The 13473-nt window shown below is 67.2% G+C and carries 10 protein-coding genes and 1 pseudogene; 6 read left to right on the forward strand and 5 right to left on the reverse strand.

The genetic code is table 11. The features are described 5' to 3' along the window. Nucleotides 1–115: 115 nt before the first annotated feature. Nucleotides 116–835, forward strand: coding sequence for a DUF3793 family protein (locus M5D76_RS03680; RefSeq protein ID WP_248922032.1), 720 nt, complete (start codon nucleotides 116–118; stop codon nucleotides 833–835). Nucleotides 836–926: 91 nt separating this feature from the next. Continuing rightward, nucleotides 927–1331 carry a flavodoxin domain-containing protein gene (locus tag M5D76_RS03685; RefSeq protein WP_248922033.1) on the forward strand — a complete coding sequence of 135 codons (405 nt, stop codon included), beginning with the start codon at nucleotides 927–929 and terminating at the stop codon, nucleotides 1329–1331. Between the two features lie 111 nt (nucleotides 1332–1442). Here the strand turns inward: M5D76_RS03685 and M5D76_RS03690 are convergent, their stop codons facing one another. From M5D76_RS03690 to M5D76_RS09255, 3 genes are all read right to left on the reverse strand, one after another. Then, nucleotides 1443–4286: an AAA family ATPase gene (locus M5D76_RS03690; protein ID WP_248922034.1), complete on the reverse strand. Its 2844-nt coding sequence runs from the start codon at nucleotides 4284–4286 to the stop codon at nucleotides 1443–1445. 134 nt (nucleotides 4287–4420) lie between these two features. After that, a complete protein-coding gene (locus M5D76_RS03695) occupies nucleotides 4421–5341 on the reverse strand; it encodes a metallophosphoesterase (protein ID WP_248922035.1) in 921 nt (306 codons plus the stop codon). A gap of 24 nt (nucleotides 5342–5365) precedes the next feature. Beyond that, the gene (locus M5D76_RS09255) at nucleotides 5366–6529 is read right to left on the reverse strand and encodes a helix-turn-helix transcriptional regulator (RefSeq protein WP_248922036.1); all 1164 of its coding nucleotides are present in this window, start codon (nucleotides 6527–6529) and stop codon (nucleotides 5366–5368) included. Between the two features lie 266 nt (nucleotides 6530–6795). Between M5D76_RS09255 and M5D76_RS03705 the strand changes: the two are divergent. Further along, nucleotides 6796–7092: pseudogene (locus tag M5D76_RS03705) on the forward strand (peptide chain release factor-like protein); the annotation flags it as partial. 78 nt (nucleotides 7093–7170) lie between these two features. Here the strand turns inward: M5D76_RS03705 and gpmA are convergent. Then, nucleotides 7171–7947 (reverse strand): 2,3-diphosphoglycerate-dependent phosphoglycerate mutase, encoded by a 777-nt coding sequence (gene gpmA, locus M5D76_RS03710; RefSeq protein WP_346348395.1) that lies wholly within the window; start codon nucleotides 7945–7947, stop codon nucleotides 7171–7173. A gap of 151 nt (nucleotides 7948–8098) precedes the next feature. Then, the gene (locus M5D76_RS03715) at nucleotides 8099–8641 is read right to left on the reverse strand and encodes a glutathione peroxidase (protein WP_248922038.1); all 543 of its coding nucleotides are present in this window, start codon (nucleotides 8639–8641) and stop codon (nucleotides 8099–8101) included. Nucleotides 8642–9081: 440 nt separating this feature from the next. Between M5D76_RS03715 and M5D76_RS03720 the strand changes: the two genes are divergently transcribed. The 3 genes from M5D76_RS03720 (at nucleotide 9082) to M5D76_RS03730 (ending at nucleotide 13472) form a co-directional block, all read left to right on the forward strand. Continuing rightward, nucleotides 9082–9282, forward strand: coding sequence for a FeoB-associated Cys-rich membrane protein (locus M5D76_RS03720; protein WP_248922039.1), 201 nt, complete (start codon nucleotides 9082–9084; stop codon nucleotides 9280–9282). 201 nt (nucleotides 9283–9483) lie between these two features. Continuing rightward, a complete protein-coding gene (locus tag M5D76_RS03725) occupies nucleotides 9484–10821 on the forward strand; it encodes a glutamine synthetase family protein (RefSeq protein ID WP_248922040.1) in 1338 nt (445 codons plus the stop codon). Nucleotides 10822–11222: 401 nt separating this feature from the next. Beyond that, on the forward strand, nucleotides 11223–13472 hold the full coding sequence (locus M5D76_RS03730; RefSeq protein ID WP_248922041.1) for an ABC transporter permease subunit: 2250 nt from the start codon (nucleotides 11223–11225) through the stop codon (nucleotides 13470–13472). The last annotated feature ends 1 nt before the right edge of the window (nucleotide 13473 follow it).

Here is a 13473-nt window from a genome sequence, read left to right on the forward strand (position 1 = left end):
CGCCACCAAGCGGTCCCTCTCCCCGCAGACGTGGTACCAGCGCCGCCGGTCCCCCAATTGCCGGCGGCGCATCTTGTGAGACGCGCGGCGCGGCGCCACGGACGAAGGGAACCAGATGAGCGGATCGGGCGCAATGAGCGTCACCTACGACTTCGACCACCTCGAGGGCTGCACGGCGGGGGAGAGCCTGCTCTGCCAGGAGTTCGCCCAGACCTTCGTGCGCTGCGCCGCCGGCGTGATCTTCTCGGCCAAGCCCGTCGCGCTCTTCTCGTTCGCGCCCACCTCCGCCGCCGTCGAGGCAGCGGGTGCCGAGAAGAGCCTGCGCTCCGCGCTTCGCGAGCTCGTCCGTGTCTACGCGCGCGAGCTGGCCCCCTACGGGATCTCGCTCGAGGCCCTGCTCGTCCGCGGCGAGCGCACGACGCTTATCGCCTACCGCGAGGACCTCGTGGCCGCCGTGCTCGCCGACGCCGATGACCGCGCCTTCCTCGCCGCGCACGGCTTTGCCACCACCAACTCGCGTTCGCTCGTGCGCTCCATGCGCGAGAAGCTTGCCGCCTACTACCGCGAGCTCGCCGCGCGGCCCAAGGCTCCCGCCGACGCCCGCCCGGCGCGCGCCGAGTTCCCGCACGCGATGGGCGTGCTCTTCGGCTACCCGCTCGAGGACGTGGTCGGCTTCATGAACGGCGCGCGCGTCACCTGCCGCGGCCCCTGGAACGCCTATGGCGACGCCGAGCAGGCCCGCGCCCGCTTCGCGGCGATCGCCGAGGTCGAGCGGGGCTGTCGCAGCCGCTTCCGCTCCGGCGCGACCCTGCGCGCGCTGCTGCAGGCCGCCTGACCCGCACGCCCGCGCCCGGCCGCCGCACGTCGTGCCCGCGCGAAACCAAGCCATTTGTGCCCCGCCAGGGGCTGACGATTTGGAGGTTCACATGAGCAAGGTTGCAGTCGTGTACTGGTCCCAGTCCGGAAACACCGAGGCCATGGCCGAGGCCGTCGCCTCCGCCGCGGGAGCTACGGCGACGGAGGTCTCCACCTTCTCGCCCGCCTCGGTCGCCGACTTCGACGCCTTCGCCTTCGGCTGCCCCGCCATGGGCGCCGAGGAGCTCGACGGCGACTTCGAGGAGGTCTGGAACGAGTGCGTGCCCAACTTCGGCGGCAAGCCCGTCGCGCTCTTTGGCTCCTACGACTGGGGCACGGGCGAGTGGATGGAGACCTGGCGCGACTCCGCCACGGACGCCGGCGTGAACGTGATCGACTGCGTGATCGCCAACCTCGAGCCCGACGACGAGGCCATCGAGAAGCTCACGGCCCTCGGCAAGCGACTCGCCGAGTAGCGCCGCAGCACCCATCGGCCATCAGCCATCTCGCACCATCGCGCCGCCGAGAAGAGCGAGCAAGCGGGGCGGACACCCATCCGGGTGTTCGCCCCGTCGCCATTCGCGTCGCTACGCCGTGAACCCCATCGGTGCGCGTCGACTCTCGGCCGGCTCGCTCCACTCGACGTCCTCGGGCAGGATCTCGCAGAGCTCGTCCGCGCTCGGCTCGCCCCCGGTCCCCGCGAGGCGCACTCCCTGCCTAAGCAGCGCGTTCTCCAGGAGGTTCCGTGCGAAGCGCGCGTTGCCAAAGTCCTCGGCGCGGCGCGCCCGCTCCATGACCTCGCGCACGCGCTCGCGTGCCTCGGGTGCAACCTCAAGCTCCTGCCTGCGCGCCATGAGGCAGAAGATCTCCGCCAGCTCGTCGGCTGAGTAGCAGTCGAACTCGATCTTGGTGCGCACGCGCGATTCGAACCCCGGGTTCGCCTCGAGCAGGCGCCTGATCTCGCGGTCATACCCCGCAAGGATCACCACGACCTCGTCGCGGCAGTTCTCCATCTCCGCGATGAGGGCCGTGATCGCCTCGTCCGCATGTGGTGCCAGCAGCGAGTACGCCTCGTCGATGAAGATGACCGAGCCGCGCGCCTTCTGGAACAGCTTGTGCACGATGAGGGTGCTCTCGCCGGGCATGCCCGACAGCAGACGCGACCCCGTGCACTCGTAGAACTCGCCGACCGAAAGCACCCCCTCGTCGCGCAGGATCCGCCCCATGAGCCGGGCCACCTCGGTCTTGCCCGTGCCGGGTGCGCCCAGGAAGGCCATGTGCATCGGCACGGCGTCGGCGGGCAGCTCCGCGTCACGGCGCAGCTTCTGCACCTTCATGAAGGCGATCCTCTCCGAGACGAGCTCCTTGACCTTCTCGAGGCCAACCAGGGCCTCGAGCTCCTCGCGTGCCGGCACCTCGTCGCGCCTGAGGTCGCCTGCCTCCTCGACGTCGCACGCGAGCAGGGTCTGCAACTCCTCGCGACTCGGTGCCTCGCCCTTCTCGTCGAGCTCGGCGGCGAGGCGCGCCTGCTGGGCGCCCAGGCAGTCCTCGAAGAGCTTGCGGACATAGCGCGCGTTGCCCTGGTCGGGCCTGCGCCCGTTTCGGGCGAGAAGGTCGCGGACGCTCCGGTGCGCGTCGTCCTCCACCTTGAGGTCGGCGCGCCTGCACATGAGGTCGAAGATCTCGAGCAGCTCCTCCTCGTCGTACTCCGCAAAGTGCAGCGTGAAGCCGATCCTCGAGCGAAAGCCGGGGTTCGAGTCGAGAAGGCGGTTCATCTCGCCCCCGTATCCCGCCAGGATGACGACGGTGTCGTCGCGCCTGTTCTCCATGTGCGCGATGAGCTCTGAGATCGTGACCGATGCGGGCGTCATTGCGTAGGCCTCGTCGATGAAGAGCACCGAGCCGCGCGCTCGGTCGAACAGCTTCCCGACGTCCGATCTGACGACGTCGGATCCCGAGACGGAGATGACGCGCCCCTCGCTGAGCACGCCGGTCTCCTTCAGGATCTGGCCGTAGAGGCGCGCGACCTCGGTCTTGCCGGTGCCGGGAGCCCCCAGGAACGCAAGGTGCATCGAGAACGGCTGGACCGGCAGGCCCTTCCTGGCCGACTCGCGCATCATGCGGAAGCGGGCCAGAATCACCTTGATCTGGCGCTTGACCTCGCCTAGCCCCACGAGCTCGTCGAGGCGCGCCATGGCGTCGGACTCCCTTTGCGAGAAGAGCCTCGTCGTCTCCTCGAGCTCGGCCTTGTATTCGGGGTACTGCTCGTTGATGACCTTCTCGCTGTGCCAGTCCTCGAGCAGGCCGTCGAGGTCGGAGAAGCTCGCGTCCTCGAGGCGCTCGTCGAGCATCTCTCCGAGCCGCCCGTCAACCTCCCAGCCCATGCGTGCGGCCCTGTCCTCGAGCGTGGCCATCGCCTGCGCGCGGCTCATGGTGCGCGCGTCGGCGGCGGCGTTTGTCCCGATCGTGACGAGCGGCACCCTGACGAGCCTCCGGATGCGCCGCCTCAGGTCCTCGTTTCCGCTTGGGATGCTGAAGACGAGCAGGGTGTCGGCCAGGTAGGGGCGCATCGCCTCGACGAAGTGGCAGAAGTTGCCGTAGATCCTGTCGTTGAAGCGGCCGTCCTCGTCCATCCTTCCGTACCGCGCGACGACGACGTTGCCGGCAAGGGCGTTCGCGAACGCGTCGTTGATGATCTCGTCCATGTTCTTGCTTATTTCGAACGCTGTCGTGCCTTGCAGGTCGATGCTGTCGAAGTCGATGCGGAAGGCGTGCTCGGACGGCAGGCGATCGCAGGAGAGCAGCGTCTCGAGAAGGGCGTCGACGCTTGCCTCGTGGTTGACGCTCTCGCTTCCCTCCACGATGTAGTGGACCGGGACCATGCCGGCATCAGCGCGCGCCGCCTCGTGCGCAGCGAACATGCGCGCAGCCTCTGTCCCCAGGCTCTGCGAGCACGGCGTGTAGCGGATGTTTGCCAGGCAGGTCGTTGCGTCTCTTCTCGTCACCATCCAGTCCTTGAACACGCGCCTCGCCATGGCCATGTCCCGTATCTCGAACAGGTTTGCCCTCTGTGCGACCGAGCGGCTTATCACCTGGCCCCAGCCGGATTCGCTGTTGAGGTCGTCCGAGAACGTCGCGTCCTGCACGTCGACGCGATCGACGCTCGTGAGGTGCCAGATGTCGCAGGCCTCCCTCACGATGTGTTCGGCGTCCTCGGTGCTCATGCGCGCGGCGCCGGCGAACACGTAGACCGGGAACTGCTTCGCCTCCCGCTCGCTGTCGTAGTGCCAGGCTCTCCGCATGCCGCGCCGCGACCCGGGCACGACAAGCGCTCGCTTGTCCAGCTGCTCGAACAGTTCCCCAAGGCCTTCCGCGTTCACCGGCGAGAGGTTCTCGTCCCGCGTCGTCACCACTGCCATGAAGTACCTCATGCACGCTCCAATCTCTATGAGCCGGGTTCGTCACTATAGAGGTGGAGTAAGGGGCGCGGAAGTTTTCTTCCGCGTTCATGGATTGCGCATTTTGCCTGTTGGATGGGGGTGTTTGTGGCGTTCCTGCAGCCTCGTTACCGGTGAGCGGCAGACGCGATCTCACGGGGCCGGCCGCACCCGTCGAGCTCGAGGTGACGGCCCTCCGCCTCGTCGCAGACGAGCGTCGGCAGGCGGTGCGTGTACGCGGTCGCGCCGTCGACGTAGAAGTGAGACGCGCCGTCCCACCAGACGCCCTCGACCGAGCCGTCGCCCGTGACGTTCTCGGCGACCATCGCCGCCGGCGTGTGGCCGCAGACGACGTCGAGCACGAACGGACCGCACGGCGTCTCGCGCCCGGCAAGCATGCGCTCGCGCGGCGTCGCGAGCTCCCACTCTGCGCCCTGCGACTCGTCGATCCCGGAGTGCACGAAGACGTGGCGCGCGGTCTTGAGGTACGGCGCGAGCCGCCCCATCCACCGCAGCTCGGCCGCGCAGTCGGAGCTGATCTTCTCGCAGGCGCGCCCGAACGCCGCGGCCGCGAGGGCGTCGTCGTGCGCGGCCACCGCGGCCTCGATGTCGGCCAGCGCGCTCTCGCCCGCAAACGAGCGCATGGACAGGCCGCCCTTGTCGGCACCCTGCCACATCCTCAGCCGCGCGAGCACCTCGTCGTCCGTACCCTCGGCAAGCACCTCGCCGAGAAGAGCGCGCTCGTCGTCGGGGAGGTCGCCCTCCAGCGCGGCGTCGCTCTTCTCGGCGGGCGCCATGCCGACCCACTCCAGCATCTCCGCCTCGTGGTTGCCCATCAGCGAGGTGACGCGGCCGGGGCACTCGTCCTCGAGCGCCATGACGCGGCGCACCACGCCCAGGCCGTCGGGGCCGCGGTCGATGAAGTCGCCGATGAGGACGAGTTGGTCCTCGCAGGCGTCGTCGAAGAAGCCGAGCGCCCTCAGGTGGGCGAGCCGCCGCTCGAGGTCGTCCAGGCAACCGTGGATGTCGCTCATCGCATAGATGCTCATGTGCGTTTCCTCTCGCTTGTGGCGTTATCGTTTCTGGTCGCTCTGCTGCGGGTCGCTGTGACGTGGGTCGTTCTGGCCCGCCTTGCTGCGCTGTGCCTCGTTCGATCGTGCCTCGGGCTCGATGTCGTAGGTGCGCTCCAGCGTGCGGACGCTCTGCGCGATCATGTCGCGCAGCGCCTGCGGGCCGAGCACCTCGACGTACTCCGCGTACTGGAGTGCCCACCAGCACGTCGGCAGAAGGACGGTGTCGAACTCCGCCTCGTAGACTGGCTCTTGGGCATCGCCCATGTCGACCCTGCGGACGCTTGCCGTGGGGTACCAGTCGTAGATGGCGTCGAGCAGGGTGGTGCGCACCCGCACGTGCTCGACCCTGCCGCCGAGGGGGTAGGCCATCTCGTCCATGTGCGAGACGGCGTCGAAGTGGTCGCCGCCGAGCTCCACGTTCGACGGGGGCGCGTCGAAGCCCCGGCGCGTCGCCCGCACGTCGGCGATGTGGTCGACGCGGAGGTACCAGGGGTGCCCGTCGGCGAGCGCGCCGTCGTGCGGACGGCAGATCAGGTAGTAGTGACCGTTCTTGAAGGCAAGCTGGTACGGCTCGAGGAGGTAGCTCTTCTCGGCACCCGCGTCGTCGAGGTTGGGGGCGAGCGAGCCGTCCGTCTCGCGGTGGGTGTAGGCGACCCTCACCACGCGCCGCCGCTCGATGGCGTCGATCAGGCTGATGATCGTGCCCAGCGAGACGTGGGTGACCATGCCGCGCTCCTGGCCGTAGCGCTTGACGTGGCTGATGGTGCGGCCGCTCGCGTCGCCGGCGAGCTCCTGCAGCTTCTTGATGATGCCCAGGAGGTCCTCGTTCTCGAGGCGCGCCATCGTGAGGCCGTCGGCGATCAGGCGCAGCTCCGCCTCAGAGAAGATCTGGTCTGCGATCCAGCGCACGCGGCGGCCCTCGCCCTGCTGGCGCGAGATGGTCCGCATGAGCTTGCCCTCGTCGCTCATGGCGACGAGGGTCTTGAGCTGCTCGCGCACCGATCGCTCAGTCGCCACGATGTCGTACTCGCTCTCCAGGAGCTCGAGTATCTCGGCGATGGAGAGGCCCTCAGAGGACGTTGAGTAGCGGCAGAGGATGTTCTCGATCGCGACGGCCCGCTCGCGTGTGCCGGGGCTGTTGGCGGGGGTCTTTGGCCGTGCCACGCGTGCCTCCCTTGTTGCGGATTCGCCGGCGTACCCGTGCCTGGAAATGTACCCCTTGGACCTTTTATGCGGAAGTTTTCTTCCGTATACGGAGGCGTCTGGCGGCCGCCGACGGCGGCGTGCGGTGGGGGATTGCGCGCAAATGTGCCTTGCCGTGCGAAGGTCGCATGGCCTACGCTCGGGGTATGGCAAGGAACCTGACATATCGCGACTACGCGCGCTTCGCGCGGCTGGGGCTCGACGAGCTCTACCGGCAGTGCGAGGCCGAGGCGTTTCGCGCCACCGGGCCGGGCGGGCAGGGCGTCAACACCACCGACTCGGCGGTGCGCATGCGCCATGTGCCCACGGGCATCGTGGTGGTGAGCCGCGAGTCGCGCAGCCAGTTCCAAAACAGGCAGGCGTGCCTGCGCAAGATCCGCGCGGAGCTGAGGCGGCGCGCGGTCGCTCCCAAGGCGAGGCGCGCCACGAAGCCGACGAAGGCCTCGGTGCGCCGCAGGCTCGAGGGCAAGCGGCGGCGCTCGGACGTGAAGCGGGGCCGCCGCCCGCCCAGCCTCGACGACTGAGGGGCTGCGGCCCCGTGCGGGCTGCGACTATGGGCAGGCTCTTCTCGGCTTCGCGAGCTTGAGCCGTGTGGGCTTCTGCTACTTGGCCTTGCCCTGGTTGGCGACGGCGTCGATCTTGGCGGCGATGGTGTCGGGGTCGCCGATGTAGCGCTTGTCGATCACGTTCCAGTCGCGGTCGAAGGTGTAGGCCAGCGGCACGCCGGTGGGGATGTTGACCTTGAGGATCTCGTCGGGCGTGAGGCGGTCGAACTTCATGACGAGCGCGCGGAGGCTGTTGCCGTGCGCGGCGACGAGCACGCGGCGGCCGGCCTCGAGCTCGGGGCGGATGTGGCTCTGGAAGTAGGGCCAGGCGTGCGCGATGGTGTCGTCGAGGCACTCGGTGTAGGGGAGGACGTCGGCGGGCACGTCGCGGAACTGCTCCTGCACGTGCGGGTCGCGGGGGTCGCCGGGATCGAGCGCGGGCGGGCGCACGTCGAAGCTGCGGCGCCAGATGAGGACCTGGTCCTCGCCGTGCTCGCGGGCGGCGTCGGCCTTGTTGAGGCCCTGGAGCGCGCCGTAGTGGCGCTCGTTGAGCTGCCAGGCCTTGTGGACCGGCAGCCAGCTGCGGTCCATCTGGTCGAGGACGATGTCGAGGGTGTGGATGGCGCGCTTGAGCATCGAGGTGTGGCACACGTCGAAGTCGAAGCCCTGATCGGCGAGGGCGCGCCCGCCGTCTGCGGCCTCGCGGCGGCCGGTGTCGGTGAGGTCGACGTCGGTCCAGCCGGTGAAGAGGTTGAGCTTGTTCCACTCGCTCTCGCCGTGGCGGATGAGCACGAGGCTCATGGTGTCCGCGCCGGCGGTCTTGCTGTCTGCCATGATGGCTCCTTTCGTCCAGGGTGATGTCCTGGCTCCAGTATAAGTTAGACAAGGCTTACATTGAAGTACCGAGATGGCCCCGCGCGCAGGGGAAAGCGCACGGGGCCGTGTGGTGAGTCGCGTGTCGGTTCGGGCGAGGCCCGGGGAAGGGCTACAGCTGGGCCGCGATGCTCTTCTCGACGTCGGCCATGTCGGCGGTCGGCTCGAAGCGCTCGACGAGGTTGCCCTCGCGGTCGACGAGGAATTTGGTGAAGTTCCACTTGATGTAGGCCTTGTCGCCGAACTTCTTGTTGTTCATGTTCGTGAACTTCTCGAGGCCCTTGGCCTTGAGGCCGCGGCCGAAGCCGGCGAAGGGCTTCTCGGTGGCGAGGGCGGCGAACAGGGGGTCGGCGTCGTCACCATTGACGTCGATCTTCTTGAACTGCGGGAACTCGGCGCCGAACTTCATGGTGCAGAACTGGTGGATCTCCTCGTCGGACTCGGGCGCCTGGCCGGCGAACTGGTTGCAGGGGAAGTCGAGGATCTCGAAGCCCTGGTCGCGGTACTGCTTGTAGATGCGCTCGAGGTCCTCGTACTGGGGCGTGAAGCCGCAGCCGGTGGCCGTGTTGACGATGAGCAGGACCTTGCCCTCGTAGTCCTTGAGGCTGACGGTGGACCCGTCCTGGGCGGTGACGTTGTAGTCGAAGTAGCTCATGGTTCCTCCTTTGCGGATGTGCTTTTACGAGACCAATGTAACAGGGGAGAGGGCGGTGTGGGTCGAAAACATCGTGCGCGATACAATCGTACACAAACCCTACGCAAATCGTTCGGGCGCGAACGTAGCGGTTCGAGGCGACGGGCGTTCTATCTGCGACGACGCGTAAGCTCTTCTCGAATTTGAAGAAATAGTTAACCGAGGTTTACAAACTTGGCGGGAAGTCGTAAGGTATCTCACGTCGGACGGAGCACCGTCCGAGAAGCGTTTACCTCTGCCTGTCGATGCGGTCCCTCTCCCCGCACAAGATGGGCCTCGGTCCCGCCGGTGCCCCCTTCCTTCGCCGGCGGGACTTCTTCTAGACCGACACCGCGCGTGCGCGGCTGATATATTCGAGTTGCGAGTCGCGCCCACCTGCGAACTCGCCTAAGGAGCGTCATATGAGCTTGATCGACATCGTCATCATCACCGTCGTCGCCGTGGCCGCGCTGCTCTGCGTGCGCAACCTCGTCCGCCACGCCTCCGGCCAGTGCGCCGACTGCGCCTCCGGCTCGTGCTGCACCTCCAAAAAGACCGGCAAGGGCTCCTGCAAGGTTGCCGAGGACATGGTCGCCAAGGCCGACGCCGCCTTCAAGAAGTAGGGGAGCCCAGGCTGGGCAGGTCGGTTTGGGGCCTCTGCCCGGAATCGCGCCCTCGAGGCCCGCCTGCGCTCGCGGAGGATCGCGTCCACGCCTCCTCCACGCCTCGGGTTTCGAAACAGAGGCGAAATCTCGCTGTGCAATGGTAGTCCCGGTTTATGTTGGGACGCATCTGCCGTCTGAGTGTTGTGGAAGGACTCTCGCATGAGCGACAGGAACATCGACTTCGTTCTGAGGACCGTCGAGAAGCGCGGCATCCGCTTCGTCCGCCTGTGGTTTACCGATGTGTTGGGCGGGCTCAAGTCGTTCTCCATCGCGTCGGAGGACCTCGAGGAGGCCTTCGAGGAGGGCATCGGCTTCGACGGCTCGTCCGTCGAGGGGTTCGTGCCCCAGGAGGAGTCGGACATGCTTGCGTTCCCCGACCCCACCACCTTCCAGATCCTCCCGTGGCGCCCCTCCGAGAAGGGCGTCGCCCGCATCTTCTGCGACATCAAGACCCCGTCGCGCGAGCCGTTCGACGGTGACCCGCGCTCGGTGCTCGAGCGCGTCTTCCGCGAGGCGGACGCCAAGGGCTACGTCACCAACGTCGGCCCCAAGATCGAGTACTTCTACTTCGACAACGACACCAACCCGGTGCCGCTCGACCGCGCCGGCTACTTCGACCTCACGGCGAGCGACGTCGCGACCGACCTCCGTCGCGAGACCACGCTCATGCTCGAGAAGATGTCGATTCCCGTGGAGTACTCCTACCACGCCAACGCCCCCTCGCAGAACGCCGTCGAGCTGCGCTTCACCGAGGCCAAGAGCTGCGCCGACAACATCATGACCGCGCGCCTGGTCATCCGCCAGGAGGCCTACGCCAACAACATGTTCGCGTCGTTCATGCCGAAGCCCCTCACCAACCTCTCCGGCTCGGGCATGTTCCTCTACCAGTCGATCTTCGACCACGAGGGCACCAACCTCTTCTGGGCGCCCAAGGTCGAGAACGACGCGCACCTCTCGCCCCTGGCCCAGTCCTACGTGGCGGGCATCCTCAAGTACGCCCCCGAGTTCACGCTCGTGACCAACCCCACGGTCAACTCCTACAAGCGCCTCGTGGCCAACGGCGAGGTCCCCAACTACACCACCTGGGGCCGCAAGAACCGCTCGGCCCTCGTCCGCATCCCGACCCACAAGCCGGGCAAGCACCAGTCGACCCGCATCGAGCTGCGCAACCCCGACCCGGTGGCCAACCCCTACCTGGCGCTGGCCGTCTCGATCGCCGCCGGCATCCGCGGCATCGAGGAGGGGCTCGAGCTCAAGCCCGAGGTCTCCTGCGACCCTGACACGATGACGGCCGCCGAGCGCGAGAAGGCCGGCATGGTCCGCCTGCCGCGCACCCTCGGCGAGGCCATCGACGCCTTCGAGTCCAGCTCCTTCGTCCGCGAGGTCCTCGGCGACCACATCTGCGACTTCTTCATCGCCGAGAAGCGCAAGGAGTGGAACGAGTACTGCTCCGTGGTGACCGACTGGGAGTGCAAGAAGTACTACGCGGGCGTCTAGCTCGGGCGTCGGCGCCTTCGTCGCGCCCCGGTCCAGTTGCCTCAGTTGCATAATCTTAAAACGCTATACGACTCATGCCGACGCATCAATATGCGTCGGCATTTTTGTTTCCAAATGGCGTTGCTTCACCCAGCTCAATAGGGGATTCCCGTTCGCCGATTCCTTTTGAATCTCGGCTTCGAAATAGTATCAACTCTGTTTCGGTATTGACTAATACCGTAAACAGGCCTACTACATATACACGTTTTGTAGTAGAAAATGACCATGCATTGTTCGCGACCGCGGTGTGCCGCCGACGGCCGGGGCACGCACCCCGGAGCGTCTGCGCACGGTCATATCCGTACGCGATTGGCGCCGGCGGCCCAGGGCTCGTCGTCTCCATTCGCCGGGAGAGTGAGTCTATGAGCATACATACGCCGAGAAGAGCAACGAACCACAGACGGACGCGTCTCCTTGGCATCGCCTCGGGCCTGGCCCTTGCCGTCGCGCTCCTCGTGACCGGATGCCAGGCTCAGCAGGGCGGCTCGTCCACAGCAAGCGACGGCTCCTACTCGACCGTCCAGTCCGGCAAGCTCACGGTCGTCTCCGACCTCTCCAACCCGCCCTTCGACTACATGGATGGGGAGACCCCCTCGGGCTTCGAGGTCGAGCTGATGCAGAACCTCGCCGGGCGCATGGGCCTCGAGTGCACCTACCTCGCCCCGCTCAAGTTCGACTCGATCATCCCCACCATCAAGCAGGGCGGCAAGGCCGACGTCGGCGCCGCCAACTTCACGATCACCGACGAGCGCCGCCAGGAGGTCGACTTCACCGAGCACTACATCGACTCCAACCAGGGCCTCGCGACCGACGCGGCCCTCGCCGACCAGGTGAAGGCCGACCTCACCGTGCTCGACACTCCCGATGCCTCCATCGCCGTCCAGGGCGGCACCACGGGCGAGGCGTGGGCGCGCGAGAACCTCCCGCACGCCACCATCGTCGCCCTCGACGATCCGATTCAGGCGCTCACGGGCGTCCAGACCGGCCTCTACCGCGCGGCCATGGCGGACCTTCCCGTCATGGAGTACGAGGTGAAGACCGCCTACACCGGCCTCGCCGTCGCGCGTGAGATCGCCACGGGCGAGCAGTACGGCTTCGTCGTCTCCAAGGACAACCCCAACCTCACCAAGGCCCTCGACAAGGCCCTCGCCGACGCCAAGGCCGACGGCACCCTCTCCCAGCTCGAGCTCAAGTTCTTCGGCGTCGACTTCGAGGCCGCCAAGGCCGAGAACGCCGCGCAGGCCGCGGCCGCCACGCCCGTCGAGGGCGCCACGGTCACGGGTTCCATCAAGGTCGAGAAGGCCACGGCCCGCCCGAACGAGAGCGGCGGCGACGGCGTCATCGGCGGCCAGAACACGCGCCTCACCTGGGAGGGCACGGTCGGCGTCGAGGGTGGCGTCTCCAGCGTCACGCTGTCCCTTCCCGAGGGCGCGAGCTTCGACGGCTCGACCACCCGCGTCACCGTCCTCTCCGGCCTCGACCGCGTCAACGTCGAGAGCAAGGCCGAGCCCAAGGGCGACTCCGTCACCGTCAGCTTCGCCACGCCGGTCCCCACGGGCGCACTGCTTCGCCTCGAGGTCACCGACATGAAGTTCCCCTCGGCGGGCGGCGACTACAAGGTCGGCGGCTCCTACGTCAGCGCCTCGGGCGCCAAGGGCACGCTCGACGAGTCGCCCTCGATCGCGGTCATCGCGAACACGCCGGTCCAGGCCATCGTCAACTGGCTTGACGCCCAGCCCTGGGTCGACGCGTGGAACTCCGTGCCGTTCCTCAACATGTTCTTCAAGCCGCAGCTTATGGTGACCTCGTTCGTCTCGCTGTTCTGGGGCTGGCTGCTCTGCCTCCTGCTCGTCATCATCGCCTACCCCTTCGCCATCGCGCTGGGCCTGCTCTTCGCCATGATGAAGATCTCCCACATCAGGATCCTGCGCATCCTCGCGAGCATCTACATCAACGTGCTGCGCGGAACCCCGCTCTTCCTGCAGATCTACATCATGTTCTTCGGCCTGCCCATGATGGGCATCAACATCGACAACAACGTGCTCGGCGTGATCGTCATCGCGATCAACTCCTCCGCCTACCAGGCCGAGATCTTCCGTGCTGGCATCCAGTCGATCCCGCAGGGCCAGTACGAGGCGGCCGCGTCGCTCGGCATGAACCGCGGCCAGACCATGTTCACGGTTATCCTCCCGCAGATGGTGCGCCGCGTCATCCCCACGGTCACGAGCGACTTCATCACCTCTTACAAGGACACGTCGCTGCTCTCCTCCGTCGGCGTCATGGAGCTCATGATGTTCTCGAAGAACCTCACCACGGTCTCGGGCAACATCACCCCCTACGTCGCCGCCGCCATTTACTACCTCATCGTCACGATCCCGCTCATCAAGGTCGTCGGAATCGTCGAGAGGCGCATGGCCGACTCCGAGCGCGGCGGAGGCCCGCGTCCGAAGGCGGCCGCGCCGGCTGACGAGGAGGTCCAGCCCGCCAAGGAGAGCGCGGACGCCGCCCAGGGCATCGCCTCGGCATGCGCCCCTGCCAAGTCCGACGACAGGGGAAGCCTCGTCGACGCCCTGTCCTCGCCCTTCCGCTCCCATCCCACGCAGGAGGCGTAAG

The organism is Olsenella intestinalis, from assembly GCF_023276655.1.
Classification (GTDB): domain Bacteria; phylum Actinomycetota; class Coriobacteriia; order Coriobacteriales; family Atopobiaceae; genus Olsenella_J; species Olsenella_J intestinalis.